Origin of the sequence: Microbispora sp. CA-102843, assembly GCF_050936215.1 — a bacterium.
GTDB lineage: Bacteria > Actinomycetota > Actinomycetes > Streptosporangiales > Streptosporangiaceae > Microbispora.
Genome location: NZ_JBNJNF010000001.1, coordinates 340,737 through 365,397, shown reverse-complemented (window position 1 = coordinate 365,397; position 24,661 = coordinate 340,737). Strand labels below are relative to the sequence as shown.

At 72.8% G+C, this 24,661-nt stretch carries 24 protein-coding genes and 1 tRNA gene; 12 read left to right on the top strand and 13 right to left on the bottom strand.

The window, feature by feature from the left end; all coding sequences use genetic code 11:
* The first annotated feature begins 15 nt into the window (after positions 1-15).
* From ACQEVJ_RS01790 to ACQEVJ_RS01780, 3 genes are read left to right on the top strand one after another with little or no spacing between them, the layout of a single operon-like run.
* On the top strand, positions 16-753 hold the full coding sequence (locus tag ACQEVJ_RS01790; RefSeq protein WP_433096458.1) for a class I SAM-dependent DNA methyltransferase: 738 nt from the start codon (positions 16-18) through the stop codon (positions 751-753).
* Positions 753-1,748 carry an iron-containing redox enzyme family protein gene (locus ACQEVJ_RS01785; protein WP_433096456.1) on the top strand — a complete coding sequence of 332 codons (996 nt, stop codon included), beginning with the start codon at positions 753-755 and terminating at the stop codon, positions 1,746-1,748. Before ACQEVJ_RS01790 ends, ACQEVJ_RS01785 begins: the two co-directional genes overlap by 1 nt.
* Entirely contained in the window at positions 1,745-2,755 is a 1,011-nt protein-coding gene (locus ACQEVJ_RS01780) for a glycosyltransferase (RefSeq protein ID WP_433096454.1), read from the top strand. The genes ACQEVJ_RS01785 and ACQEVJ_RS01780 overlap by 4 nt, the downstream gene beginning before the upstream one ends.
* Before the next feature lie 58 nt (positions 2,756-2,813).
* On the opposite strand, the gene ACQEVJ_RS01775 is transcribed toward ACQEVJ_RS01780, so the two are convergent.
* Together ACQEVJ_RS01775 and ACQEVJ_RS01770 are read right to left on the bottom strand one after the other, a co-directional pair.
* On the bottom strand, positions 2,814-3,056 hold the full coding sequence (locus ACQEVJ_RS01775) for a CDGSH iron-sulfur domain-containing protein (RefSeq protein ID WP_433096452.1): 243 nt from the start codon (positions 3,054-3,056) through the stop codon (positions 2,814-2,816).
* Between the two features lie 55 nt (positions 3,057-3,111).
* Positions 3,112-3,564 carry a hypothetical protein gene (locus tag ACQEVJ_RS01770; protein ID WP_433096450.1) on the bottom strand — a complete coding sequence of 151 codons (453 nt, stop codon included), beginning with the start codon at positions 3,562-3,564 and terminating at the stop codon, positions 3,112-3,114.
* 316 nt (positions 3,565-3,880) lie between these two features.
* Between ACQEVJ_RS01770 and ACQEVJ_RS01765 the strand changes: the two genes are divergently transcribed.
* Both ACQEVJ_RS01765 and ACQEVJ_RS01760 read left to right on the top strand, forming a co-directional pair.
* Positions 3,881-4,108 (top strand): hypothetical protein, encoded by a 228-nt coding sequence (locus tag ACQEVJ_RS01765; protein ID WP_433096448.1) that lies wholly within the window; start codon positions 3,881-3,883, stop codon positions 4,106-4,108.
* A gap of 87 nt (positions 4,109-4,195) precedes the next feature.
* Positions 4,196-4,396: a hypothetical protein gene (locus ACQEVJ_RS01760; protein ID WP_433096446.1), complete on the top strand. Its 201-nt coding sequence runs from the start codon at positions 4,196-4,198 to the stop codon at positions 4,394-4,396.
* Between the two features lie 845 nt (positions 4,397-5,241).
* Here the strand turns inward: ACQEVJ_RS01760 and ACQEVJ_RS01755 are convergent.
* Genes ACQEVJ_RS01755 through ACQEVJ_RS01745 form a run of 3 tightly spaced genes read right to left on the bottom strand, consistent with a single transcriptional unit; the run spans position 5,242 to position 9,235 of the window.
* Positions 5,242-5,994 (bottom strand): hypothetical protein, encoded by a 753-nt coding sequence (locus ACQEVJ_RS01755; protein WP_433096444.1) that lies wholly within the window; start codon positions 5,992-5,994, stop codon positions 5,242-5,244.
* Positions 5,994-6,974 carry a MinD/ParA family ATP-binding protein gene (locus tag ACQEVJ_RS01750; RefSeq protein ID WP_433096442.1) on the bottom strand — a complete coding sequence of 327 codons (981 nt, stop codon included), beginning with the start codon at positions 6,972-6,974 and terminating at the stop codon, positions 5,994-5,996. Before ACQEVJ_RS01750 ends, ACQEVJ_RS01755 begins: the two co-directional genes overlap by 1 nt.
* Positions 6,975-7,015: 41 nt before the next feature.
* Positions 7,016-9,235 (bottom strand): hypothetical protein, encoded by a 2,220-nt coding sequence (locus ACQEVJ_RS01745; protein WP_433096440.1) that lies wholly within the window; start codon positions 9,233-9,235, stop codon positions 7,016-7,018.
* A gap of 572 nt (positions 9,236-9,807) precedes the next feature.
* Between ACQEVJ_RS01745 and ACQEVJ_RS01740 the strand changes: the two genes are divergently transcribed.
* Positions 9,808-11,112, top strand: coding sequence for a cryptochrome/photolyase family protein (locus ACQEVJ_RS01740; protein WP_433096438.1), 1,305 nt, complete (start codon positions 9,808-9,810; stop codon positions 11,110-11,112).
* Positions 11,113-11,310: 198 nt separating this feature from the next.
* Here ACQEVJ_RS01740 and selB read toward each other — a convergent pair whose 3' ends face one another.
* The 3 genes from selB to ACQEVJ_RS01725 all read right to left on the bottom strand — a co-directional run bounded on the left by selB (position 11,311) and on the right by ACQEVJ_RS01725 (position 16,292).
* Positions 11,311-13,077 carry a selenocysteine-specific translation elongation factor gene (gene selB / locus ACQEVJ_RS01735; RefSeq protein WP_433096436.1) on the bottom strand — a complete coding sequence of 589 codons (1,767 nt, stop codon included), beginning with the start codon at positions 13,075-13,077 and terminating at the stop codon, positions 11,311-11,313.
* The gene (gene selA, locus ACQEVJ_RS01730) at positions 13,077-14,366 is read right to left on the bottom strand and encodes an L-seryl-tRNA(Sec) selenium transferase (protein ID WP_433096434.1); all 1,290 of its coding nucleotides are present in this window, start codon (positions 14,364-14,366) and stop codon (positions 13,077-13,079) included. Before selA ends, selB begins: the two co-directional genes overlap by 1 nt.
* 69 nt (positions 14,367-14,435) lie before the next feature.
* Positions 14,436-16,292, bottom strand: coding sequence for a hypothetical protein (locus ACQEVJ_RS01725; RefSeq protein WP_433096432.1), 1,857 nt, complete (start codon positions 16,290-16,292; stop codon positions 14,436-14,438).
* Positions 16,293-16,497: 205 nt separating this feature from the next.
* On the opposite strand from ACQEVJ_RS01725, the gene ACQEVJ_RS01720 reads away from it, so the two are divergent.
* Entirely contained in the window at positions 16,498-17,640 is a 1,143-nt protein-coding gene (locus ACQEVJ_RS01720) for a pectinesterase family protein (protein WP_433096428.1), read from the top strand.
* A gap of 42 nt (positions 17,641-17,682) precedes the next feature.
* Here ACQEVJ_RS01720 and ACQEVJ_RS01715 read toward each other — a convergent pair whose 3' ends face one another.
* Positions 17,683-17,931, bottom strand: coding sequence for a hypothetical protein (locus tag ACQEVJ_RS01715; protein WP_433096426.1), 249 nt, complete (start codon positions 17,929-17,931; stop codon positions 17,683-17,685).
* A 334-nt stretch (positions 17,932-18,265) separates the two neighbouring features.
* Positions 18,266-18,358 (bottom strand) — tRNA-Sec (locus ACQEVJ_RS01710).
* A gap of 90 nt (positions 18,359-18,448) precedes the next feature.
* On the opposite strand from ACQEVJ_RS01710, the gene selD reads away from it, so the two are divergent.
* Together selD and ACQEVJ_RS01700 are read left to right on the top strand one after the other, a co-directional pair.
* Positions 18,449-19,462 carry a selenide, water dikinase SelD gene (gene selD / locus ACQEVJ_RS01705; RefSeq protein ID WP_433096424.1) on the top strand — a complete coding sequence of 338 codons (1,014 nt, stop codon included), beginning with the start codon at positions 18,449-18,451 and terminating at the stop codon, positions 19,460-19,462.
* Positions 19,463-19,538: 76 nt separating this feature from the next.
* A complete protein-coding gene (locus tag ACQEVJ_RS01700; protein WP_433096422.1) occupies positions 19,539-20,078 on the top strand; it encodes a DUF6886 family protein in 540 nt (179 codons plus the stop codon).
* Positions 20,079-20,087: 9 nt separating this feature from the next.
* Here ACQEVJ_RS01700 and ACQEVJ_RS01695 read toward each other — a convergent pair whose 3' ends face one another.
* Both ACQEVJ_RS01695 and ACQEVJ_RS01690 read right to left on the bottom strand, forming a co-directional pair.
* Complete coding sequence (locus tag ACQEVJ_RS01695; protein WP_433096420.1) at positions 20,088-20,735, bottom strand: response regulator transcription factor; 648 nt, start codon at positions 20,733-20,735, stop codon at positions 20,088-20,090.
* Complete coding sequence (locus ACQEVJ_RS01690) at positions 20,720-21,979, bottom strand: sensor histidine kinase (RefSeq protein ID WP_433096418.1); 1,260 nt, start codon at positions 21,977-21,979, stop codon at positions 20,720-20,722. Before ACQEVJ_RS01690 ends, ACQEVJ_RS01695 begins: the two co-directional genes overlap by 16 nt.
* Before the next feature lie 229 nt (positions 21,980-22,208).
* Between ACQEVJ_RS01690 and ACQEVJ_RS01685 the strand changes: the two genes are divergently transcribed.
* The 3 genes from ACQEVJ_RS01685 to ACQEVJ_RS01675 all read left to right on the top strand — a co-directional run bounded on the left by ACQEVJ_RS01685 (position 22,209) and on the right by ACQEVJ_RS01675 (position 23,716).
* Complete coding sequence (locus tag ACQEVJ_RS01685) at positions 22,209-22,649, top strand: hypothetical protein (protein WP_433096417.1); 441 nt, start codon at positions 22,209-22,211, stop codon at positions 22,647-22,649.
* Between the two features lie 64 nt (positions 22,650-22,713).
* Positions 22,714-23,103 (top strand): hypothetical protein, encoded by a 390-nt coding sequence (locus tag ACQEVJ_RS01680; protein ID WP_433096416.1) that lies wholly within the window; start codon positions 22,714-22,716, stop codon positions 23,101-23,103.
* 1 nt (position 23,104) lies between these two features.
* Positions 23,105-23,716: a TetR/AcrR family transcriptional regulator gene (locus tag ACQEVJ_RS01675; protein ID WP_433096414.1), complete on the top strand. Its 612-nt coding sequence runs from the start codon at positions 23,105-23,107 to the stop codon at positions 23,714-23,716.
* Here the strand turns inward: ACQEVJ_RS01675 and nrfD are convergent.
* Positions 23,713-24,648 carry an NrfD/PsrC family molybdoenzyme membrane anchor subunit gene (gene nrfD / locus ACQEVJ_RS01670; RefSeq protein WP_433096413.1) on the bottom strand — a complete coding sequence of 312 codons (936 nt, stop codon included), beginning with the start codon at positions 24,646-24,648 and terminating at the stop codon, positions 23,713-23,715. The two genes, ACQEVJ_RS01675 and nrfD, sit on opposite strands and share 4 nt — an antisense overlap.
* Positions 24,649-24,661 lie beyond the last annotated feature (13 nt).

The window sequence follows — 24,661 nt, the reverse complement described above, 5'->3', positions numbered from 1 at the left end:
GGGGGGGGGGAACGTATGGGGGAGTTCGATGCGTCCGCCTACGGGCGGGCGATCGCAGACATCTACGACGAGATGGTGGAGCACCTGCCCACCGGCCCGGCGGTCGAGCGCGTCTTCCGGCTGGCCGAGGGAGGGCCCGTCCTGGAGTTCGGGATCGGCACCGGCAGGCTGGCGCTCCCCCTCGCCGCCCGCGGCCTGGCCGTGGCGGGTGTCGACGGGTCGCCCGACATGGTGGCGGTCCTCCGGGACAAGCCCGGCGGCGAACGGATCCCGGTGACCGTGGGCGACTTCTCGGAGGTGCGGGTCGAGGGGCGGTTCGCGCTCGTCCTGCTGGCCTTCAACACCGTCTTCGCGCTGCCCTCCCAGGACGCCCAGGTGCGGTGCTTCCACAACGCCGCGGCCCATCTGCGGCCCGGGGGGCGCTTCGTGATCGAGGCGTGGGTGCCGGATCCCGCGGCCTTCCGGGATCGGACGTCGCTGCGGCTGCTGTCGCTCGGCGACGACGAGGTCGTCGTCGAGGCCGCCCGGCTGAGCCCGGCCGAGCAGTTCATGCACACCACGAGACTGCGGATGACCGCGGGCGGCCTGCGGTTGCTGCCGGCCAACCACCGCTACGCCTGGCCGTGCGAGCTGGACCTCATGGCCCGCCTCGCCGGGATGGAGCGGGAGCACCGCTGGGCCGACTGGTCCGGCCTCCCCTTCACCGACGACAGCCGCGCCCACGTGTCCGTCTACCGCCTGCTGGAGAGCTGATGCAGTTGCCCGCGCCCCGAGGCCCGCTCACCGACCGGCTCTTCGCGGAGCTGTCCCGGCCGCCGCACGCTTTCGGCCCACCGCCCGCCGACGCGTACGGTGTCGAGGAGGATTCCCAGCTCGCGCTGTTCGTCTGTTACGAGCTGCACTACCAGGGCTTCGACGGCGTCGACGACCGGTGGGAGTGGAACCCGGCGGTGCTGGCGCTGCGGGAGCGCCTGGAGAGGTGGTTCGAGCGGTGGCTGGCCCGGCGTGTGCCCCGCCCGCCCGCTCCGCCGCCGCAGGAGGTGCCCCGGGCCCTGGCGGCGCTGGTGGCGGCCGACGACGGCCCCTCGCTGTCGGCGTACCTGCGCGGCAGAGCCGACGCCAGGCGGTTCCGCGAGTTCGTGATCCATCGGTCGATCTACCAGCTCAAGGAGGCCGACCCCCACACCTGGGGCATCCCGCGCCTGCTCGGGCGGCCGAAGGCCGCGCTGGTGGAGATCCAGTCCGACGAGTACGGCGGGGGCAGGCCGGAGCGCATGCACGCCGAGCTGTTCCGCGCGACCATGCGGGGGCTCGGCCTCGACGACTCCTATGGCGCCTACCTGGGCAGCGCCCCCGGTGTGACGCTCGCGATCAGCAACGTCATGTCGCTGTTCGGGCTGCACCGCCGCCGCCGGGGCGCGCTCCTCGGGCACCTCGCGGCGTTCGAGATGACCTCGTCGCTTCCCAACCGCCGCTACAGCCAGGGCCTGCGGCGGCTGGGCGGCGACGCCGGCGCGCGCCGCTACTACGACGAGCACGTGCAGGCCGACGCCGTGCACGAGCAGATCGCCGCGCACGACCTGTGCGGCGCGTTCGCCGCCGAACATCCCGGCCTGACCGGGGACATCCTGTACGGCGCCGCCTGCGCGCTGACCCTCGACCGGCTCTTCGCGGAGCACCTGCTGGGCCGCTGGCGGGAGGGGCGCACCTCCCTGTGGGAGGCGGACGCCGAGGTGACGACCCGATGACCACGCTCTGCCGCCGCCCACCCGAATCACGCCGTACCACAGTGGAGATCGACTACGTGCTGCCGCTGCGCTGGCGCGACGACGCCGGGCTGGCGGAGCTGACCGGCTACCTGCGCGGCCTGGCCCGGCACGCCCGGATCGTGGTGGTCGACGGCTCGCCGTCGCCGCTGTTCGAACGGCACGCGCGCCTGTGGCGCGGCATCGCCGAGCACGTGCGGCCCGACGACGACCTGACGGTCGCGAACGGCAAGGTGGCGGGCGTGCTCACCGGCATGCGCCGCGCCCGGAGCGAGCACGTGGTCATCGCCGACGACGACGTGCGCTACGACGCGGACGCGCTCGCCCGGGTCCGCGCCCTGCTGGGCCACGCCGACCTCGTCCGCCCGCAGAACCACTTCCACCCGCTCCCCTGGCACGCCCGCTGGGACAGCGCCCGCACCCTGCTCAACCGCGGCCTCGGGGCGGACTATCCGGGCACCTTCGGCGTACGCCGCTCGACGTTCGAGAAGATGGGCGGCTACGACGGTGACGTGCTGTTCGAGAACCTGGAACTGATCCGCACGGTCCGCGCCCACGGCGGCCGGGAGGTCCGCCCGCTCGACCTGTACGTGCGGCGCCTGCCGCCCGACGCACGCCGGTTCTGGTCGCAGCGGGTGCGGCAGGCGTACGACGACCTGGCGCAGCCGGCGCGGATGGCGGTCTTCCTCGCCGTCCTCCCCTGCGTCGGCGCGGCTCTGTGGCGACGCCGGCCGGAGTTGGTCGCGGCGGGCGCGGCCGTGGCGGTGGGCCTGGCGGAGATCGGACGCCGCCGCGCCGGTGGCCGCCGGGTCTTCCCCGCCACCGCCGGCCTGTTCGCGCCGGTCTGGGTGCTCGAACGCGCCACCTGCAGCTGGGCGGCCCTGGCCGCCAGGTTCGCGCTCGGCGGCGTGCCGTACGGGGGGCGGCGCCTGCGGGTCGCCGCGCACTCGATGCGCCGGCTCCGTCGCCGGGCGCTCGGGGCCGGGTAGGCGCGCGCCCCTTTGCTCTTGGACGAGGCAGTGGACCGGCGGTCGGGGCTTTCTTCTGTCAGGCGAGCGGGTCGGGCTCGCTCGTCGCGCGGAAGCCGACCGCCTTGTGAGAGCCGTCGCAGAACGGCTTGGTCGAGGACCGGCCGCAGCGGCACAGCGCCACCGTGGCCCTGCCCGGATCGATGCGCCGCCCGTCCTGCGTCATGAGCGTGAACGGCCCGCGCACCAGCAGCGGGCCGTCCTCGCAGGGCGTCACCGTGACCGCCGTCACCGTGGCCGGGTCCTCCGCCATGTGCTCCATGCGGTGCAGCCTGCCCGGGACGGTGACGGCATAACACGTGGTCAGCGGCGTACGGTCAGTACCATCTCGCGCAGTGGGCGGAAGGGCTGAAGGCCCAGCATCCGGCCCGGCCCGCGTCCGGTTCGTCCGCCGCGAGCGCGAACCCGGCGAACGGCGCGCTGAACGCGCCCGGGACGCCCGACGGGCTGGGCAGGCCCGGCTTCACGCTCGGCGGGGCGAAGGCCCACCGCGGCGTCGCCGTGCCGCTCGTCTGCTCGCCGCCCAGGAACTCGTCGGAGTGCCCGGACGTACGGCTCCGCCATGGCGCGAGGCTCCAGCAGCCGCCCGTGCCGTCGTCCCCGCACCGATGGTGCGCGTGGGCGACCAGCGGCGGCAGCGGCAGGTATCCCGGGATCGCGATCGGCGCGGTCGGCGGCTGTCCGCCCGCGGCAGGCGGCACCGCCGCGGACCGGCCGGTGAGCGACGGCGCGGGGATCCCCCACGTCGGGCTGCCCGGAAGCGTCGGCACGGCCGTAGGAGTCGTGGGCGTCACGGGCGGAAGGGCCGTCCGCGTCGGCGTCGCCGTGCCGCCCGTCTGGGGGACGGCGGGCGGGGTGCCGGCGGGAAGCGCGGTCGAGGTGACGGTCGCGCTCGGCTTGGGCTCCGGAGGCTGCTGCGTCGGCTTGTGCGTCGGCTTGTCGTCCGGCGCCGGTTTGGCCGTGGGCTTCGGCTTCGCGGTGGGCTTGGCCGTCGGCTTCTCCGTCGGCTTGGCAGTGGGTTTGTCTGTGGGTTTGTCTGTGGGTTTGTCTGTGGGTTTGTCTGTGGGTTTGTCTGTGGGTTTGTCTGTGGGTTTGTCTGTCGGCTTCTCCGTGGCCGTGGGGCTCGGCTGGCTGCTCGCCGTGGAGTCCGGGCTGGGCGAGACGCTCACCGAGACGGTCGCGTTCGGGCTGCCCTGCGGCGTCGCGGTCGCGGTGGGCGCGCTGCTCGCGGTGGGCGCGGTGGAGCCGCTTTCGGCAGGTGCGGGAGCCGTCGCGGTGGGCGCGCTGCTCGCGGTGGGCGCCGGCGCGCCCTGAGCGGTCTGGCCGGGAGTCGCGGTTGCGGCGCCGCCGGCCGTCGGCTCCGGCTTGCTCTGCCCGCTTGGCGCGGCCAGGGCCTTCGTCATGGGACCGCTGGTCGCGGTGGGGACGGGTCCCTGTGGAGCCGACGGCGAGGACACCGGCGGCGTCGCCGTGCCACCGGGCGTGTACGGCGACGGAGCGGTCGGCGGTGGGGCAGAGCCCTCGACGCGGCCGTTGCCGGTGTGGCGAGAGGTGCCGACCGGCCGGTCGGCGCTGGTCTGGCCGGACCCGCGGCGGGTGTGATCACGGGTGTCACGAGCCGTCCGGTCGCCCGTGACGCCGCTCCGGCCATCGCGATCCGGATCGCGCGACTCGTGGGCCGTCCGGTCGCGGGTGGAGGTGCCGCCCGACCTGCTGCCCGGGGCGTCGCCGGACGACCCGGAGGAGGATCCAGCGGACTCGTGTGACCTCCCGGCCGAGCCGGCGGAGCTGTCGGCGGAGTCACGGGCCGTATCGGACGAGCCTCCGGAGGAACCGGAGCCGGCCTTGTCCGCCGCCCGTCTGTCAGGCGCGGCGTCGTCCGCTGCGCTCCCGGAATCGCGCGGTGCGTTCGCGGTGGCGTCGGGTTCGTTCGCGGTGGCGTCGGGTTCGTTCGCGGTGGCGTCGGAGGAGTCGGCGCGCACCGAGCGGGACGAATCGCCCGGACCACGGGACGAGTCCCGCGCCGCACCCGACGCGCCTTCGGAACCGCGCGAGGAGTGACGGGAGGCGCCGGAGGAGTCGTGGGCCGCACCCGGCGAACCTCCCGCGTCGCGGGAGGAGCCGGAGACATCCGGGGCGTTCGCGGCGTCGTCACGCGCGCTGTCACCCGCGCCGCCGGAGCCGCCCGACGAGGAATCCGGCGCCGAATTCGACGACGAATCCGACGAGGACGACGAGGTGTCCGCGGGGTCGTCGGAGGTGGGCGCGGCCAGGGAGGCGGCGCCTTCTACAGGTGGGGGGGCGTCCCGGCCGGGCTCGGCCACGGCGGCCCAGGGCTGCGCGACGATGACGCCGCCGGTGGCGGATACCGCGGCCAGGAGCAGGCCGGAGACCAGGGTGGCGCGCCGGGAGGACATTCGGGGGGTCATTGAGGGCTCTTCCTCGATCTAGGGAGTGGGCCGGGGACCGATGAGGGACTTCCAGCCCGCCGCGGCGAACTCGGACGTCCCTGGGAGAGCGGCTGCGGGAACGGACGGAGGCGTCGGGTCGGGGATGTTCACCCAGTCGCCCTTGTCCGCACCGCGCATATCGGGTTTCCACGCCATCAGCAGGCTCATGGCGTAGGGGCTGGAGTAGACGGGGCCGGTGGCACCGGCGCCCGTGGTCGCCGTCACCTGCACCAGGACGGAGACCTGCACCTGGTCCTCGGAACGGACCTTCCACTGGACGCCGATCGTCTGCGTCCGAAGGGCCGCCCCGGCGGGGAGTTCGCCTTCCGGGGGAAGGCCGAGGGTCTCCCGCCAGCCGCGTACGGCGTCGCGAGCACCCTCGCGCGCCGCCTCACGCTGGTCCGGCGGGGCGTACAGCGCGGCCGCCTGTTCCGCCTGGCCGACGTCGAGCGTCCAGGCGGCCTCCAGGGCGGCGGCCGCCGCGGACGCCGCCCCGATCTCGGTGTGGGGGAAGCCGACGGGGTAGCCTCCGTCGCCCTCGTGACCGGTGGGCGCCGCCAGAGCGACGGACGGCGCCGCGACGCGCGCCGGCGTGGACGGCGCCTCGGTGTGCCGGGTCTGCAGCACGATCACCGCGACGGCGATGACGGTGACGATCCCCGCGATGGCGACGACCAGGTGCCGGGGATCCCACCGCCGCGGCGGTCCCAGGTCCCAGTCGAGCGCCGGATCGGGGATGACCGGTCCCACTACTTGCTCCGGTCCGGCCGCTGCGAGAACGCCTGCCCGGCGGCCGCGGCGAGGCGCAGGTACGCGCCGCGGGTGGTGGGCCGCAGCCGGGCCAGGTCGACCTCCGCGCCCTCCTTCAGGTGCGGGTCGAACGGCACCCGCACCACCGTGCGGCAGCGTCCGGCGAAGTGGCGTTCGAGCAGGTCGACGTCCACGTGTGACTTCGGCTCGACCGCGTTCAGCACGACGATGGCGTTCTTGACGAGGTGGCCGTGGCCGTGGGCGGTGAGCCAGTCGAGGGTCGCGGCGGCCGAGCTCGCGCCGTCCACCGCGACCATGGTGACCAGCACGATCTGGTCGGCGAGCTCCAGCGTCGCGCCCATGGCGCCGTGGAGGAGCCCGGTGCCGCAGTCGGTGATGCAGATCGAGTAGTAGCGCTCGATCAGATTGGCGACCGTGCGGTAGTCCTCGGCGTTGAACGCCTCGCTGACGGCCGGGTCGGTGTCGGACGCGAGCACCTCCAGCCGGGCGGACGACTGCGAGGTGAACGCGCGGGCGTCGGCATACCGGACGATGTGCGGCGCCTCGGCCAGCAGGGTCCTGATGGTCGCCGCGGTCTCCGACTTCACCTTGATGCCGAGCGTCCCCCGGTCGGGGTTGGCGTCGATGGCGATCACCCGGTCGCCGCGCAGCGAGGCCAGCGTGTTGCCCAGCGCCGCCGTCGTCGTGGTCTTCCCCACCCCGCCTTTGAGACTCATGACCGCGATCCTGTGGTGACCGCTGGCGACAGGCGTCTGCGCCTGGGCGATCAGCGTGCGCCGTTCCAGCTCCGACGCCGACTCCGACGGGATGATCCGGCCGCCGGAGAGCTGGTAGACCAGCCGCCGCCAGCCACCGGTGGGTTCCATACGGCGGTTGGTCAACAGATGTTCGGCCGTGAGAGGCACGCTCTCCGGGAACTGCTCGGCAGGAGTGGGCACCGGAGTGTGGATCTCGGTCATGGGCGGGTCCTTTCACCGAGGACAGGAGGAAAAGGGGGCGGTCAGCAGGTGCTCCATCGCACGGTGGCGGTGCGTTTGCCCTTCGGGGCGTGCAGTTCGAGCGGCGCCGTCACGGGCGAGGGGACCCCGCACCAGTAGCGGACGCGCAACGCGCGCACGGTGAGCACGTCGGTGTGCCCGGGCTTGAGCGTTCCACTGGACGGCTCGACCACCAGGCCGGGAGCCGATATCCGCCATTTCACGGGTTTTCCGGAGGTGGTCGAGAGAGTGAGGGTGCCCCTCCCGAACGCGTCGAGTGTGATGGCGGACGGCGCCTGCACGCCCCAGGCCCCCATCAGGAAGACGCCGGGGGATGCGGGGGTGTCCGAAGCGCCGTCCTGCCCGCCGGGCTGCGCGGCGCCCCCGGCCGCGGTGCTCTGTCCGTTCGGCTGCGCGGCGCCCTGTCCGCCCTGTCCGCCCTGTCCGGCGCCCCCGGCCGCGGCGGTCGCGGTCACCGTGGACCGCGGCGTACCCGAGGCCGTACCCGTCGCCGTACCGCCCGCCGTGGCCCCGCCCGCCACCGCACCGTCTGTCGCCGTGCCCCCTGTCGCCGTGCCCCCTGTCACCGCACCGTCTGTCACCGCACCGTCTGTCGCCGTGCCGTCCGTTTCACCGGCCGCCGAGGGGTTCGTCCCCGTCCCCGTTCCCGGCGGATTGGCGGAAGCCTGCGCGACGCTCGCCTCCAGCGACCCCTTATGGGGTTGGGAGGCAGGAGCGAGGAGGTTGATTCCCGTCACGGTCCCCGCCGCCCCCGCGACGATGACGATGACGATCCTCAAGGCGGTCGCCCGAAGCAGCGAGCCGACCCGGGCCAGGACTTCGACGATCCTGATCTGCGCAAGCGCACCGGCGAGCGGCCTGTGGGTGAGGTGCACCTCCCCGGCCGTGTCGGCGACATCGGTGACATGGGCGGGGGCGGGCACCGCCTCGGCGGCGTGCGCCAAAGCCTCCCTGGCCCTGATCTGCGAGAGCAGCGCGTTGTAGAGAGGCGTGTCCTGCCCCGGCGGCGGTGCGGTGCCCTCTCCTGAAGCCGGATGCGCTCCCCGCGCCGCCCCGGCCGCGCCGAAGTAACCGGCCGATCCGACAGGTCCGGGCGACCCCGCCTGCGGCGATCGGGATGATCCGGTCGCGCCCTGCGACCCGGGGAACGGGTTGGGCCGCTGCGCGCCGCGTGACTTCGACATCCCCGGCGGCAACGGCAGGCTCGGCTGGGTGTCCTCCTGGGAGAAGGCCCGCACCGGGCGCTCCGGCGGTTCGGGCCCGGCACCGGACGCGGTGCCGCCAGGACGCGGCGTTTCCGGCTGCGCGGGCGGGACCAGGGGGCCGGGTCTCGTGTCCTCCCGGCCCTCCCGGGACGGCGGACGGGACTCCTCATGAGACACGGCCGGCGTCTCCGGAAGCCTGGGCGACGGCGGGACGGCCGGAGCGGGCGCGGTGGCCACGGGTGCGGAGAGCGGCAGGCCGAACGACGAGGGAGGCCGATGCGCCGTCCGCTCCGCCAGAGCGGGCCTGGCCCTGTTCAAGGCGTCCAGAAGTCGCTGCCTGGTCCCGGGCGTGAGGTCGGCGACCGGGGGGCGGGAGAGGATCTGCGGAACGGTGTATCGGATGTTGATGGGCCGCTTGCACACCACGCACGTCACGATGTGCCGGAGCAGCGCCGTACGGGCGGCGCCGAAGTCGGCCGCCTCGCCGTGCTCGTCCGGAAAGACGGCGGCGGTCAGCGGAGCGATCTCCGGGCAGATCGGCCTGCCCCGGGCGAGGCCGTCCAGCCCGCTCACGAGGATCTCCACCACGTCCTGAGTACGCGCGATGAGCCTGCCGGCCTCCTTCAGCGGCAGGGCGAGCACGTACACGAGATCCCGCAGCGGGAGTTCGTGGCGGTAGAGCAGGAGCAGCGTCTCCGCGCCCAGGGGGTCCGCCAGGCGCCACGCGCGCCGCACCGCGAGGTGGTCGGGCCCGCCGGGACCTGGTCCGGGCAGGAATCCCCGCCCCGGGCCGGTGGCGACCTCGCGGCGCAGCGCGGACAGCAGCCAGGCCCGGTCTGAAACGTTCCCAGGCCGTTCGCGGGCGGCGCACGACTCCAGCGCGGCGATCACCGCCGCGAGCATGGGGGCGGACTCCAGGTGACCGGAGGCGTAGTCGACGAGGTGGGCGCCGTGCTCGTCCACCCATGCCATCCCCCGGCCGGGGTCGAGCGTCACATCCCCGGCGGGCGGATTCATGCGCACCGGATCGGAGTGAGGACGACGACAGCGTCATGTTCGGCCGGAGCATCACTGCGACTTAGGCTTCGCACTTGCCTAACAGGAAATCTTGATGCATACCGATACATAGAACGAGATCTTAGACTGACTGCGTTGTGTTGGGAAGGAAAAGAACCAGAGAAATCCTGAGTTGAGGATAAGCCGCAAATAACACCGATATGGTCATCCGAAAGGGGCCCAGTCTCGGCGCCGTTATCGTCTCCCGACTTGTCTGGAGAAGTTGCGGACCATACCCGCTCCCATCGCTTCAGCAGTCGGATGACCTGGCCTTTCATTCTGTTTTCACACATCGAGCGCATCCGGCGACGGGAGGGTTTCCGCGCCCGCCTTTCGCCGGTCATCCGATCGCCACATCCGATGTGAATAGCCTTCATATTTCCGGGGAATAACCAGCGTTCCATGCTTTTTCGGCATTACAGCACGCGCACGCCCAGTCTCGGCGTGAAGCAGCCCTCACCGCACGACGAAACGATCTCGCGATTTACTCGGGAGCCGCAACCATCGGCGTGATCCACGGCGAAGAGGTACGCGTGGAGACCGTCGTCGTCCTGTTCAACCGGGACCTGCGAATTCATGATCACCCGGCGCTGTCCGAGGCGTGCGCCGTGGCCCGGCACGTCGTTCCGTTGTTCGTGTTCGATCCGGCGATCGGGGCCCGGCACCGCCGCGACTTCCTCCACGCGTCCCTCCACGACCTGCGGTCGTCCCTGCGCGCGCTCGGCGCGGACCTCGTCGTACGGCACGGCGACCCGGTGGCGCACGCCGTACGGGCGGCCGGTGAGGCGGGCGCGTCGGCGATCTGGGCGAGCGAGGACGTCAGCCCGCTGGCCCGGCGGCGGGAGCGGCGCCTGGCGGAGGAGTGCCGGGCCCACCGGCTGGAGTTCCGCCTCTTCCCCGGCGTGACCGTGGTGCCCCCCGGCGCGCTGAGACCGTCCGCATCCCCTGAAGGAAACGCGAGCCACTACCGGGTCTTCTCGCCATACTGGCGGGCCTGGTCAGCCACCGTGAGACGGCCGGTCCTCGGCGCGCCCCACCACCTGTGCCTGCCGCCCGGGATCGATCCGGGCGTCCTGCCCGAGGCGGCCCCCGAGCCGTACGGGATCGTGCGGGGCGGGGAGAGCGAGGCGCGGCGGCGGCTGGAGCGGTGGGTGGGCGGCGGCCTGGCCGCCTACGCCGAGACCCGCGACCGGATGGCGGAGCGCACCTCGATGCTGAGCGCCTACCTCCACTTCGGCTGCGTGTCGCCGTCGGAGGTGGTGGACCGCGCCTGTGAACAGCCCGGCGGCGGGGAGTACGTCAGGCAGCTGTGCTGGCGCGACTTCCACTACCAGGTCGTCGCCGCCTTCCCGGAGATGGGCCGGCGCGACTACCGGCCGAGGGACGTGGAGTGGCGGCGCGACGAGGAGGCGGAGGCCGCCTGGCGGGAGGGCGTCACGGGAGTCCCGATCGTGGACGCGGGCATGCGCCAGCTTCGCGCCGAGGGTTGGATGCACAACCGGGTGCGCCTGATCACCGGCTCCTACCTGACCAAACGGCTCGGGATCGACTGGCGGGCCGGGCTGGAGCACTTCGCCGAGTGGCTGCTCGACGGCGACATGCCGAACAACTGCGGCAACTGGCAGTGGGTCGCGGGGACGGGCAACGACACCCGGCCCTACCGCACGCTCAACCCGCTGAGGCAGGCGAAGAGGTTCGACCCTGAGGGGGAGTACGTGCGGCGCTACGTCCCCGAGCTCGCGTCACTGCCCGGCGACCTGATCCACGAGCCGTGGAGGGTACGCGGCGGGGTGCCGGGCTATCCCGCCTCCCCGCTCGGCGGCGAGCTCAGGGCCTGACGGATCGACGGCCGCTGTGCCCGTCCCGCCACCGGCTGGGCGGCAGACCGGTCTGACGCTGGTCGCGCCCGCGCCGCCACAGCCTCCCGCCGCCGTCACGCCCGACTACAGGCGGTTCCTCGCCGGCGCCTACGACTCGGCGCGAACCGTCGACATCGCCGCCGTCGCAACCCCGTCGCCGGCAAGCGCGACGTCTCCTCACATCGACCGGCGGTGGACCTCGTCCACCCGCTCGGTGAGGCCCTTGCGGTCGAGGTGCTCCAGCAGCGGCACCGCGACCCTGCGGCTGGTGCCGAGCGCGCTCCTGGCCTGGCTGACCGTGAACGGCTGCGGCAGCCGGGCCAGCACCGCCGCCGCGCGTGCGTCGGCGCCCGGCGCGAGTACGACGCCCTCGGCCACACGCACCAGCACCCCGGCGCGTACGGCGGCGGCGAGCTCGCGCGGCCCGAGCCCCAGCGCGGCCAGCCGCCCGGCCTCCGGCGCCTGGAACGGGGCCTTGGCCAGGTCGTCCAGCAGGGCCCGCACCGCCCGGGCGACGGTAGCGGGCAGTCCGGCCGCCCCGGCCACGACGCGGCCCGTCGTGGTGATCCGCCCGTCGGCCACCGTCAGCGGCGGCCGTACGAGCGCCGTCACGAGCCGGCGGTCGGGCAGGCCCAGCTCGTGGCGGGCGGCCTCCACCGGCATCCCCGGCTCCAAGGGATGATCGGCCGCGTACCGCCGTACGACCTCGGGGAGCCGAGTGGACAGCTCCGACCAGTGGTCGGGGTCGGCATGCCAGCCGGCGGCCACCGGCCGTCCCTCGGGCGGGCAGCCCATCGCGACCAGCTCGCCGTCGCGCAGCAGCAGGTGCGTACGCAGGAGGGACGCCGCGTCCGCCGACGCGTCCGCCAGCGCCTTGGCGCGCTCCCTGGCCGCCCCCCGGCGGCGCAGCTCCGGGGGCCGCACGTCGAGCACGGTCGCCCGCGCGAGCACCCGCAGCTCGCCCTGCCCCCGGCCCGGATCCCGCAGCAGCAGCGCGTCTCCCAGGTGCAGGGGAAGCGGCCGGACCAGGCGCAGCCGGGCCGCCTCCGGGCCGAGCGGGCGCACCTCGCACGGCACCGACGCCGAGCCGATGTGGGCGGTGAGCCGGGTGGGAAGCGGTCCGCGGGCGCCTTCCGCCATGGTCACGCGCACGTCGGCCAGGTCCGTCGTCGTCCAGGCGCCGGGCGTGACGAGAGCGTGCCCGCGTTGCGGCGCGACCCGCCCGCGCAGGTTGAGCGCCACCCTCGCGACTCCGGCGACCGACTCGACGTGCTCCTTCAGCGACTCCAGGCCGCGCACCCGCACCGGCTCGCCGTCCAGTTCCAGCTCGTCGCCCACCTCGACGCGGCCGGCGGGCAGCGTGCCGGTCACGACGGTCCCGCTGCCGCGCACGCTGAACGCCCGGTCGATCCACAGCCGCACGGGGGCCTGCGGATCGGGCGCGGGCAGCGCCGCCACCAGCCGGTCGAGGGCGGCGCGCAGCGCGTCCAGTCCCTCGCCGGTGCGCCCGCTCACGGCCAGGGCCTCCACTTCGCCCAGCCCGGCCTCCGCCAGCCGGTCGCGTGCGTCCCGCAGCGCGGGCGCGGGGTCGGCCAGGTCGGCACGGGTGACGGCGAGCAGGCCGTGCCGTACGCCGAGGGTGCGCAGCGCGAGCAGGTGCTCCTCCGACTGGGGCATCCACCCCTCGTCGGCGGCGACGACGAACATCACGGCGGGCACCGGGCCGACACCGGCGAGCATCGTGCCGAGGAACCGCTCGTGCCCGGGCACGTCGACGAACGCGACCCGCTCCCCGGAGGGCAGCGTCGTCCAGGCGTAGCCCAGCTCGATCGTGAGCCCGCGCCGCCGCTCCTCCGCCAGCCGGTCGGGCTCCATACCGGTCAGCGCCCGCACCAGGGTCGACTTCCCGTGGTCGACGTGTCCGGCCGTGGCCACGACGTGCATCAGCCGGCCGCCTTCAAAACGGCCGCCAGGACCTCGCCGTCCCGGTCCTGCGGCACGGCACGCAGGTCGAGCAGCAGGCGGCCCCCCTCGACCCGGCCGACGACCGGCGGCTCGCCCCGCCGCAGCGGTACGGCCAGCCGTTCCGGCAGGCTCACCGCCACACTCGGCAGCCGCACGCCGGGGGCGCCGCCCCCACCCACGGTCGCCTCCGCAGGCACGGCCGCCGCGTCCACGCCCGCCTGGCACAGCGCCTTGACCAGCGCCTCGGCGCGCTCGCCGAGAATGATCGGGTCGGCGTGGAGAGCCTGCCGTACGGGGGACTCCGGGCCCCGCAGCGTTGCCTCGATCGCGGCCAGCGTCAGCTTGTCCACGCGCAGGGCACGCGCGAGCGGGTGACGCCTGAGCCGTTCGACGAGGTCGCGGCGGCCGAGCAGCAGGCCCGCCTGCGGGCCGCCGAGCAGCTTGTCGCCGCTCGCGGTGACCAGGTCGGCGCCGGCCCGCAGCACGCTCGCGGCGTCGGGCTCCTCGGGCAGGAGCGGATCGCGGTCGAGCAGCCCGGAGCCGATGTCGACGACCACGGGCACGCCCAGCCCGGTCAGCTCGGACACCTCGACCGAGCCGGTGAAGCCCTCGACCCGGAAGTTCGACGGGTGGACCTTCAGCACGAACCCCGTCTGCGGCCCGATCACGTCCCGGTAGTCGGCCAGGGCGGTGCGGTTGGTCGTGCCCACTTCGCGCAGCCGCGCGCCGGTGGACACGAGCAGGTCGGGAATGCGGAAACCGTCGCCGATCTCGACCAGCTCACCCCTGCTGATCACGATCTCCCGCCCGGCGGCGAGCGCGGTGGCGGCCAGCACGAGGGCGGCGGCGTTGTTGTTGACCACGTGGACGCCCCCGGCGTCGGGCACGGCCCGGGCGAGCGCCTCGACCGCGCCACGTCCCCGGCGCGCCCGCGCCCCCGTAACCAGGTCGAACTCCACGTCGGTCGCCCCCGCCGCCACCGTCACCGCCTCGACGGCGGCCGGGGACAGCGGCGCACGGCCCAGGTTCGTGTGGAGCAGCACGCCGGTCATGTTGATCACAGGACGGAGGGTCGTGGCGTGACGCGGCAGCGCCGCCAGCGCGACGTCCGCGACGTCCTCCGGTTCGATCTCGCCCTGCCGCACCCGCTGCTGCGCGCACGCGACCGCGTCCTTGACCGCCGGACGGCCGAGCCGCTCGATGGCGGCGACCAGCCGCGGATCGGCCAGCACGGCGTCGGTGCGCGGCACCCGCCTCCGTGGATCCACACTTCAAATTACAGCGGTGGCGCACGGCCCGGCCCGCGAGGCCGGGCCGTGCACTCACCTGGTCGTTCGTCAGCTCTGGCAGCGGACGGGGTAGGTGACCTGCGCCGTCGGCTTGTTGTGGTTCAGGACCTCAAGCTTGACCGTGCCGTCGGTCCTCGCCTCCCGTTGCCAGTAGGAGGCCTGAATGCCCCCCACGCCGCCTGACGAGATCGTGTGGGTGACGGTCTGCTGGTTCACGCCGTCGACCACCCAGCGGTAGGTGATCTCCGTTCCCGGGGCGGCCTTGAACTCTCCCATGGCCGACGTGTACGGGGCGGCGACGCAGTCGCCGTAGTAGCCGAGTGGCACGATCTCGGTGATCTGGACCGTGCCCGGCGAGGGGTCCGGCTCCACGCACGTCCAGCTGTACGGCGCCTGCTTGACGGGCTTGTTGTGATTCAGGATCTCCAGGCGGACGACGCCGGAGCCACTGGACCTGGCGTTGCTATACCAGAAGTCGCCGATCTTGCTCCGTACGCCGGGCTTGAGCTGCGCCGTCCTGATCACGCCCGGCTTGCCGTCTACGACCAGTCGATACTTGACCTCCGCGTCGCGGTCCGTCATCACCAACGCGTCGCCATGCATGCCGAACGAGCCGTCGCACTGACCGGTGAACTGGGACGTCAGCATGTACTCGAAGGTCAGGTTGGCGTCGCCGCCCTCGGCCACGCACGTGAAGGCGAACGTACGCTGGGCCGGCTGGGCAGGGCCGCCTTCGGCCTGCAGCGCGAGGGTGTGTGAGCCGCTCCGGGTGGAGTCAAGGCTCCAGGTCGCGGACACGTTCTGCGCACGGGGCTGATCGCCGGCGGGGAAGTCGGCGAACTGCTCCTGCCACCTGGAGCCGTCGAGGCTCCACCAGTATTTGACCCTCTGAGCCGCGCCCGCCGGAAGCGAGATCTGGCCGGTGGCCTGGTACGCGACCGGTTCGAGGCAGCTGCCCTCGTAGTCACCCGGTGTGAGGTCGGCGATCCGGGGGACCGGCGTCTGCACGGGCGGCGTCGTCGGACTCGTCGAAGGACTCGGACTCGTCGACGGGCTGGACGAAGGCGACGGGCTGGACGAAGGCGACGGGCTCGGCGAGGTGGGCGGCGTGGTCGCGCACGTCACCGAGTACGCGGCCCGTCCGGAGTCGCGACCGCCGGAGTTGACGATGCGGATGGCCTTCCAGCCCGCAGTGGAGCTGCCCACGGCCAGCGGGAGCGTGACCTGCCGGCTGCGCGGGCCGCCGGCCGCGAAGAAGAGCGACTCGAGCCGGCCCTCCCCCGTGCCGCTGTCGATCCACCGGTAGTAGACCTTGGCGGGCGTACGCGACACCTGGATGGTGCCCGTGAACGTCACCGTCGTGGGGCAGGCGCCGCTGTAGCTCGCCGGGCTCGCGCTGACCGCGGCCGCGGCGACCAGCGGCTTGGCGGGCTCGGCGGGCAGCGGGTGAGCGGTGTCCCAGATCACGGTGGTGCCGGTGCACCCGACGCTGAAGCGGCCCTTGGCCGACAGTCCCTTCTTGCCCAGGATCTCCACGGCCTGCCAGCCGGAGGTGCTGCGGTCGAACGTCTGCCGGTCCCGCACGACCACCTTGCGCGCGCCGTTGACGCGGAAGCTCCTGATGGCGCCCTTGCTCCCGTCGCCGCGTACCCAGCGGTAGCGCACGGTTCCCTTGCCCTTGGCCGCCACCACGGCGGAGAAGCCCACAGTGGTGGGGCAGGCGCCGGATCTCGTGGCCGGGCTCGCCTTGACCCTGGCCACGGCCGTCGTGATGACAGGGGCCGACCTGGCGGCGGCCGACTTGGAGGTGGGGGCCGTCATGGAAACAGAGGCCGCGAGCACCGGAGGGCCGGTCAGCAGGCTGCCGAGCAGCGTGGCGCTCAGCAGCGTCGCCGTCCATCTCATCGGGGTTCCCTTTCGTTGTTCACGGAAGTCGTTGCTCATGAAAGACGGCCATGCTGTGCGATCCGACTTGGTGATCACTTGAGGTCGTCTTATGACTGCCGTCCCAGTCGTTTCCGACCGTCATTGACAGGGCCGGAAGCGGATCTTACGGTGCTTCTGTTCGCATTTGAGGAATCTATTCACATATGTGACCAGAGGAGCCGTCATGTCGTCCCTGACCCCCCTGATCGGCCGGCGGCAGGCGCTGGTTGGCGCGGCCGCCGCGATCCTCGGCCTCGCGGTCGCGTCGCCCGCACGCGCCGCCCACGTGCTCCCCTTCGGCCGGTACGGCTCGCCCCGGCACCGGCTGAACGACCGCACGCTCTACGTCGACGCCCGGAGACGCGGGGACCACACCACCGTCCAGGCCGCCGTCGACGCGACCCCGGACGCCCCTGCCGAGGGCTGGACCCTGGTGATCGCGGCCGGGACCTACCGGGAGACCGTCCTCGTGCCGCAGGCCAAGACCGGTCTGTGCTTCCTGGGGGCGACCGGCGACGCGCGCGACGTGGTGATCGTCTACGACAACGCGGCCGGCACGCCCAAGCCCGAAGGCGGCACGTACGGCACCAGCGGCAGCGCCACCACCACGATCCAGGCCGACGGCTTCACCGCCGCGCACGTCACGTTCGCCAACGACTGGCTGCGGGCCGACCACCCGGACATCACCGGCACCCAGGCGGTCGCGGCCAAGGTCATGGGCGACCGGTCGTACTTCGAGAGGTGCCGCTTCCTCGGCCACCAGGACACGTTGTATGCCGACACCCGCGCCCTGGCCTTCTTCGCCCGGCAGTACTACCGGGAGTGCCACGTCGAGGGGGACGTCGACTTCGTCTTCGGCCGCGCCACCGCCGTCTTCGAGCGGTGCGAGCTGAGCACCCTGGCCAGGGACGTGACGTTCCGTCCGTACGGCTTCGTGTTCGCGCCGAGCACGGCCGCCGCCAACCCGCGCGGCTATCTGGCGGTGCGATGCGTGATCAACGGGACCGCGGCCGACGCGTCCTTCGGCCTGGCCCGGCCCTGGCGGCCCAGCAGCGACCCGACCGCCCTCCCGTCGCTGGTTGTACGCGAGACCTGGATGGGCTCCTCGATCGACGCGGCCACGCCGTACGTGGACATGACCTCCGGGTATCACTGGCAGGACGCGCGGTTCGGCGAGTTCCACAACATCGGCCGGGGCGCCGCGATCCCCGTCCCCGAGAACCGGCCACAGCTCACCCCCGAGCAGGCCGCCGAGCACACCCCCGGGAACTACCTCGGCGACTGGCGCCCCGGCCCGGCCCTACTCCCCCGCCCCTCCGGCAGGTAAGCCTCCGATTGGCCCGTCCGCCGGTCCTCACCGGCGGGTCGGTCAGAACTCTCCGGCGAACAGGTCGGCGGCGGAGGTCGCGGTGACGGCCCGCCGCGCCCACTCGTCAAGCCGCTCCAGATCCGTGCACTCCATGATGAACGCTCGGTCGTCCTCGGCCACCGGGATGTCCCGAGCATCCAGGATGGTCAGCACCGCCCTGGCCTCGCCCTCCGCTCGACCGGCTTGGAGGCCCTTGCCGTAGTGCATCTTCGCGAACGGGCTGTAGACCGGCCAAACAGCGAACTCCATGAGTGCCTCCCATCACGACATCGGGTCGCAGATCGATAGACCGGGGGGGCGTTCAAGTCGTTGCTCGCCGCCTGGACCGGAAGCCCGTCGGGCATGTCGACGCCGAGCCGGTCGCGCAGCATCTCCACGGCGAACTCCGGCCTCGAGCCGAGCCGCCGTCGTCGTCAGCAGATGCGATGGCGACGTGCGTAGGAGAGGAACGTCGATCCTGAGCAGGGTAAGCGCATGCCTGTCGCACGGAGGGCGTCCACGAGGTTCTCCGCGCCCACCTGTGTGAGCGCGGCAGATCCACCACGCACCCTCAGGCAGATCCACCACGGCCATGACTGCGGAGCGGAGGTGGACGGGAATCGAACCCGCCAGGCCGAGGACCTCGGCCTCGTCGGTTTTGAAGACCGCGGGGGCCACCAGGCGCCCACACACCTCCAGGGAGAAACCTAGCCGGAACCGGGTAGGGACCCGGGCGGTGCCCCCGTGATGACGGCGTGGCGGACGAACGACTCGAAACGGGGGCGGTATGACCGAGACGGCGGAGCGGGCCGGAATCCGGCTGACCCAGCAGGCCCACGGGGGCGGCTGCGCCTGCAAGATCCCCCCGGGTGAGCTGGAGAGCATCGTGGCCGGGCTCGTGGCCCCGAACCCGTCGGCGTACGCGAACGAACTGCTCATCGGACTGGACGACGGCGACGACGCGGCCGTGGTCAGGATCGAGGGCGGCCGGGCGGTCGTCGCCACCGCGGACTTCTTCACCCCCGTCGTGGACGACCCGTACGACTGGGGGCGGATCGCGGCCGCCAACGCGATCTCCGACGTGTACGCGGTGGGCGGCGAGCCGGTCGTGGCGGTGAACCTGCTGGGCTGGCCCAGGGAGACGCTGTCCATGGACCTCGCCAGGGAGGTGCTGCGTGGGGGCCTGGACGTGGCGCGGGCGGCGGGCTGCCACGTCGCGGGCGGTCACAGCGTGGACGACCCCGAGCCGAAGTACGGCATGGCGGTCACCGGCCTGGCCGACCCTGACCGGCTGCTGCGCATCGACGCGGGCCGCGCGGGAACGCCGATCTCCCTCACCAAACCGCTCGGCGTGGGCGTGCTCAACACCAGGCACAAGGCGACCGGCGAGGTGTTCCCGCAGGCGATCGAGGTGATGACGACGCTCAACCGGGACGCCTCCCGGGCGGCGCTGGCGGCCGGGGCCAGGTGCGCGACCGACGTGACCGGATTCGGCCTGCTCGGCCACCTGTACAAGCTGACCAGGGCGAGCGGCGTCACGGCGGTGGTCGACGTGGCGGCCGTGCCCTACCTGGAGGGCGCACGGCAGGCGGTGCGCGACGGATACGTCAGCGGCGGCACCCGCCGCAACCTGGCATGGGTGCAGCCCCACCTCGACCCGGGCCGGTACGCGGAGGAGGACCTGCTCCTGCTGGCCGACGCCCAGACCTCGGGCGGCCTGCTGGTCGCCGGCGAGATCCCCGGCGCGCCCGTCGTCGGCGAGCTCGTCCCGGCCGAGGCCGCCGCGATCCGGCTCGCCTGACACCCGTCTTGGACCCGCGTGCGCCGTCCACGCTCGCGAGCCCGGGCCGCGGGCTCCGGGGTGGTAGACACGGGGCATGCGACCTGAGCCCGGTGAGGTTCTGCACTTCTCCGAGGACTCGGAGATCACCCGATTCGTTCCGCACGTGGCGGCCACCGCTCGGGAGACGACGGCGTACGTCTGGGCGGTGACGGCCGAGCGCTGCCCCGACTACTGGTTTCCCCGCCAGTGTCCGCGGGCCATGGCCTGGACGACGCCGGACTCCGCGGACGCCGACCGCGACCGGATCATCGGGCCGGGCTGCGGCGAGCGGGTCCACGCCATCGAGTACGGCTGGCTCGACGCCTTCCTGACCGTGCGGCTGTACGCCTACCGGCTCCCGGCGGAGAGGTTCGCCCCGTTCGGTGAGCCGGTGCCGAACGCGGTGGTCGCCACCGAACCCGTCGAACCCCTCGGGCCGCCCGAACCCGTCGGAAACCTGCTGCGGCTGCACGAGGAGGCCGGCATCCAGCTCAGGCTGCTGGACAACCTCTGGCCGTTCTGGGACGCGGTGACCACCAGTTCCCTGGGCTGGAGCGGCATCCGCCTCCGCAACGCCCGCCCCCGACCGGCTTAGAGGAGCAGGTCAGGGTTTGTTCAGGTAGGTGAGGACGGCGAGGACCCGGCGGTTGTTGTTGCCGTCGTCGGTGATGCCCAGCTTGCCGAAAATGGAGGTCGTGTACTTGCTGATGGCGCTCTCACTGAGGAAGAGCCGCTGGCCGACGGCCTGGTTGGACAGCCCTTCGGCCATGAGGCCGAGCACGGAGTGTTCGCGTTCCGTGAGCCGTTCGAGTCGCCGGTTCGACGACCCGCTGGACAGCAGTTTGGCGATGACGGCCGGGTCCATGGCGGTCCCGCCACCGGCCACCCGTTCCAGAGCGTCGATGAACTGATCGGCGTCGAACACGCTCTCCTTGAGGAAATAGCCGATGCCGCCGGCGCCGTCGGCCAGGAGTTCGCGGGCGTACAGCTGTTCGACGTGCTGGGAAAGGATCAGGATCGGCAGTCCGGGCAGTCGGCGACGGGCGTCGAGAGCCGCCCGCAGGCCCTCGTCCGACTGGGTCGGCGGCATGCGGACGTCGATGATCGCGACATCCGGCCGCTGTTTCAGCAGCGCGTCGAGCGTCTCGGGTCCGGTGGTCGCCGTCGCCACCACCTGGTGTCCGTACGCCTCCAGGAGGCGGACCATCCCGTCGCGCAGGAGGTAGAGGTCTTCGGCTACGACGATTCGCATGGCACAACCATTCTCACGCGGGTCGGACCGCCTGCCGGGCTGGTGATCTCCAGGGTGCCGTCGAAGACCGCGAGGCGGCGGCGTAGGCCGTCGAGTCCACCGCCGGCTCGCACCCCAGCCCCACCCCCGCCGTCGTCCTCGACATCGACGACGACGCCGGCGCCGTCACCGGCGATGGAGATCCGTGCCTGGGTCGCACGGGCGTGCTTGGCCGCGTTGGTGAGCAGTTCGGCGACTCCGAAGTACAGGGCGGACTCGACGGGCGGGTCCAGGCGTAGCCGAAGGTCGGCGCTGACAGCGGCTTCGAGGGGGCTGTCCAGGGCGAGAGCGCGAACGGCGTCGACGAGCCCCCGCTCGGTCAGCACCGGCGGGCTGATGCCCCTGACCAGGTCGCGGAGCTCGGTCAGGGACGTGGCGGCCCCGGCTCGCGCCTCCCGCAGCAGCGCCTTGGCCCGGTCGGGGTCGTTTTCCATCAGCCTCTCCACGGTCGCCAGGGACATCCCGAGCGCGACCATGCGCGCCTGCGCTCCGTCGTGCAGGTCCCGTTCGATGCGGCGGATCTCGGCGGCCTGCGCGACCGTCGTGTCCGCGCGCTGGGCCGTCAGCTCATCCACCCGGTCCGCCAGCGTCATCGCAGGCGACGGCCGCAGGAAGCGGACGGCCACCGGCTCGACCGGCCGCCAGGCGTACGGAGAGGCGCCGATCGCCACGGCCACGCCGATCACCCCGATGAGACGCATGGCGAGCGCCGGGTGGCTGAACCCGGCGACCGCCGCCGCGACCCCGGCCGGTGGGATGGCCGCGATGACCCCCATGGTGGCGGGTGCGATCACCGCGAACCGCAGGTCGCGCCAGGTGGCGGGGTCGCTCCACCAGAGCCGCATCCTCTGATCCTGGCGAGCGTCCCGGCTGGTGCGTTCGTAGGAGTAGCCGTTCCACCAGTAGCCGGTCGACATGCGCACCACCGGCGCGGCCTGCCGATATCCGGCGGGGATGACGGTGCCCGTCCACTTCGCGACGATGGAGCGGACCATTCGGCACACCGGGCGGGACAGGGCGAGCGTGCCGATACACGCCCACAGGAGCGGCGCTATCCCCGGCCATGGACTGCCGCCCCACCACCAGATCCACAGCCCCACGGCGGCGGCCCACACGGCCGGGACCAGCATGCTGACGACCACCACGACGCACGCTCGCACGAACCCCACGGCGGCACTCGCCACCCACGACACCAGCTGTCGCATGATCCTTCCTTCGCGCTTCATGACCCCGTTCCCGAGGTGTCCTGCGATGCGCCGATCCGGCCGGTACGGCTTGGTGTATTCACTTTTGCACCACACGGAGCCCGGTCCCACCGGATCGGCTCCGGAGTAGGTCTGGCCCCACCCCTCCGTACGTCCAGACCCATACCGCACCACCCATGGGCTCCCTAGCGTCGTCAGCAGGCAAAACGACACGAGGGAAGAAGCAGACATGGAAACCGTCGAGCGCACCACGACCGAAGCCGCCCACCTCGACCACGCGCGCACCCGGCGAGCCTTCGGCACGGCGAAGATCCTCGTCGCGGCCTACGGCGCGCTCAGCGTCGCGGCCCTCGTCACGGTCGCCATCCTCGCGATCACCGATCACACGGTGACCTCGTTCATGTGGGGCCGGTCGGCCGGGCTGTGCGCGAGCGCCGCGGTGGCCTACTGGTTGACCGTCCTCGCAGCGTGGGGAAGACGATCGGCCTATCTCCGCATGCGCGGCATCTCGGTTGTCATGCCGCTCGCGATCGTCGGCATCGACCTGATCCCCGGCATGCTCCCGGCGTGGTTCGTCATGATGCAGGCCGCCTGCGCCCTCGCCATCGCCGCGGCGGCTTTCGTCATCAACGGATCCCGGCTGCGCGCCGCCTTTCCCACGTCACGCTGACCGGCCCGGGCCCGGGCCGGCATGAGGGTTGCACGTTCTTATCCATGCGGATAATTTTATCCGCATGGATAAGAACTCGGTCTGGACTCCCGTGCGGGCGCTCTTCATCGCCGTCCTCGTCATCTCGATCGCCGCACTCGGCGTGGCCGCCGTCATCGGCGGCACCTGGGTGGTGTGGGTGCGCGGGGCCGCCGTGGCCGCGGCATCCGTCTGGCTCGTCGCCCTGACCGGGCAGGCCGCGCGAGGCAGGCGATCCGCGTACGTACGCATCCGCTTCGTCAGCATCGCCGCCCCCATCGGAATCTTGCTCATCCTGCTCGCACCCGACAGCGGCTATCCGATGTGGATGAAGGCGGAGCAAGGAGTGGTCGGTGTCCTGGTCGCCGCTGTCGCACTGATCGTCAACCGACGTGCCGTGCGTGAGGCGTATCCCAAGGGTGGCAAGCTGAGGTGACATGAGAAGCTCTGGGACCCGGCAGGCGGCCACCGAGGCACGCAAGGCTCAGATCGCCTCGGCCGCGATCGCCGTGCTCGCCGAGCGCGGCTACGCGGAGACCACGTTCGAGGCCATCTGCGAACATGCCGGGCTCAGCAGCAAGAGACTCATCACCTACCACTTCTCCAGCAAGGACCGGCTGTTCGAGGCTGTCGTCCACCAGGTCGTCGCCGACGCCGCGGCCTTCATGCGCCCGGCGCTGCAGGCCACGCGCGGAGCCCGCGCCCAACTGGAGGCGTTCATCAGGTCGAACATCGCCTTCGTCGCCCGCCATCCCGGACACGTGCGCGCAGTGCAGCAGATCGCCCTCAACCAGGTCCCCGTCGGAGGCCAGGAGCGGGACGCCGCGATAGCCAGGCTGGTGACCCTGTTCGCGGACGGGCAGCGTACGGGGGTTTTCCGGACGTTCGACTGCACCGTGATGGGGGCGGCTCTGCGCGCGTCCATCGACACGATGGCCGAGCGGGTCGTCGACGGCCTCGATCCCGACGTCTGCGCGAACGAACTCGTCGAGCTGTTCGACCGCGCGACCCGCGCCGAGCCGTCACCGGCGCAGGGTGACCGGCACTAGCGGCCGGGGACGGAGGCGGGGCGGCCGGCGTCGAGGCGGGCGCGCTGCGGCACGACGGTGTACTTGGGATCCTTGGCCGACGCACGGCCCGCCTCCAGCACGCCGAACCGGGTGCACAGGGCTCCAGCCGTGATCGCGAGCCCGGACAGCGCGGTGAGGGCCCGGCTGCGCCCGGCGACCGTGGCGAGCAGGCCGCCGCCGAGGGTGAGCACGCGGGAGGCCCGCATGAGCCTGCCCGCCCTGCCCTTTCGGTACGGCTCGCCGACGAAACCGAGGCGGCGCTCCATCAGCCCGCCGGCGACGACCTCGGCCACGGCGCCCGCCGCCGCCGCGGCGCGGGCGGGCCCCGCCTGCGCCCGGGGCGTGGTCAGCATGACGGCCGCTCCCGCCGAGGCGAGGGCGCTCCCGGAGAACAGGAACGGCAGCTCGCGCAACCCCTCGTGCCAGGCGGGGACGGCGGTGTCGGCCAGCAGGACGGCCGTGTAGGTGGCCATCGCCACACCGCTCAGGCCGCTCGCGACCGACGCGGCGTCGCCGGCGAGGGGCAGCAGACCGGTCACCGCGGAGCCCGCCGCGACGCCGGTCAGCCCGCTGTGGGCGGCCAGCGTCCAGGAGCCGACGCTCATCGGCGAGGTGAGCTTGAAGACCCGCAGCATGTTGAGGAAACGCATGGGACGGCCCAGCTCGGCCACGAGGAAGGCCGCACCGGCGCTCGCCCCGGCGAAGGCCGTCATCCGGGCGGCCAGTTCCAGCCGTTCGTGCCCGGTCAGGCGGGCGACCGCCGCCATCGCGCCCGCAGCGCCGGACATCCCGCCCAGATAGAGGTACGCCGGCATGTGAGGTTCGTGCCAGATGGGCTGCTTGATGACCGGCTGGCCGTAGTAGGACCGGAACTCGGCGTCCGGCACCATCTCGTCCTGGCGCCTCGGCATCAGGCCCTCCCCG

Coding starts and splice junctions, on each gene's coding strand:
- ACQEVJ_RS01720 (WP_433096428.1), top strand. CDS start 16,498: ATGTCGTCCCTGACCCCCCTGATCGGCCGGCGGCAGGCGCTGGTTGGC.
- ACQEVJ_RS01760 (WP_433096446.1), top strand. CDS start 4,196: ATGGGACCGCTGGTCGCGGTGGGGACGGGTCCCTGTGGAGCCGACGGC.
- ACQEVJ_RS01700 (WP_433096422.1), top strand. CDS start 19,539: ATGCGACCTGAGCCCGGTGAGGTTCTGCACTTCTCCGAGGACTCGGAG.
- nrfD (WP_433096413.1), bottom strand. CDS start 24,648: ATGCCGAGGCGCCAGGACGAGATGGTGCCGGACGCCGAGTTCCGGTCC.
- ACQEVJ_RS01725 (WP_433096432.1), bottom strand. CDS start 16,292: ATGAGATGGACGGCGACGCTGCTGAGCGCCACGCTGCTCGGCAGCCTG.
- ACQEVJ_RS01695 (WP_433096420.1), bottom strand. CDS start 20,735: ATGCGAATCGTCGTAGCCGAAGACCTCTACCTCCTGCGCGACGGGATG.
- ACQEVJ_RS01715 (WP_433096426.1), bottom strand. CDS start 17,931: ATGGAGTTCGCTGTTTGGCCGGTCTACAGCCCGTTCGCGAAGATGCAC.
- ACQEVJ_RS01785 (WP_433096456.1), top strand. CDS start 753: ATGCAGTTGCCCGCGCCCCGAGGCCCGCTCACCGACCGGCTCTTCGCG.
- ACQEVJ_RS01690 (WP_433096418.1), bottom strand. CDS start 21,979: ATGCGACAGCTGGTGTCGTGGGTGGCGAGTGCCGCCGTGGGGTTCGTG.
- selD (WP_433096424.1), top strand. CDS start 18,449: ATGACCGAGACGGCGGAGCGGGCCGGAATCCGGCTGACCCAGCAGGCC.
- ACQEVJ_RS01745 (WP_433096440.1), bottom strand. CDS start 9,235: ATGAATCCGCCCGCCGGGGATGTGACGCTCGACCCCGGCCGGGGGATG.
- selB (WP_433096436.1), bottom strand. CDS start 13,077: ATGCACGTCGTGGCCACGGCCGGACACGTCGACCACGGGAAGTCGACC.
- ACQEVJ_RS01685 (WP_433096417.1), top strand. CDS start 22,209: ATGGAAACCGTCGAGCGCACCACGACCGAAGCCGCCCACCTCGACCAC.
- ACQEVJ_RS01675 (WP_433096414.1), top strand. CDS start 23,105: ATGAGAAGCTCTGGGACCCGGCAGGCGGCCACCGAGGCACGCAAGGCT.
- ACQEVJ_RS01775 (WP_433096452.1), bottom strand. CDS start 3,056: ATGGAGCACATGGCGGAGGACCCGGCCACGGTGACGGCGGTCACGGTG.
- ACQEVJ_RS01790 (WP_433096458.1), top strand. CDS start 16: ATGGGGGAGTTCGATGCGTCCGCCTACGGGCGGGCGATCGCAGACATC.
- ACQEVJ_RS01680 (WP_433096416.1), top strand. CDS start 22,714: ATGGATAAGAACTCGGTCTGGACTCCCGTGCGGGCGCTCTTCATCGCC.
- ACQEVJ_RS01780 (WP_433096454.1), top strand. CDS start 1,745: ATGACCACGCTCTGCCGCCGCCCACCCGAATCACGCCGTACCACAGTG.
- ACQEVJ_RS01750 (WP_433096442.1), bottom strand. CDS start 6,974: ATGACCGAGATCCACACTCCGGTGCCCACTCCTGCCGAGCAGTTCCCG.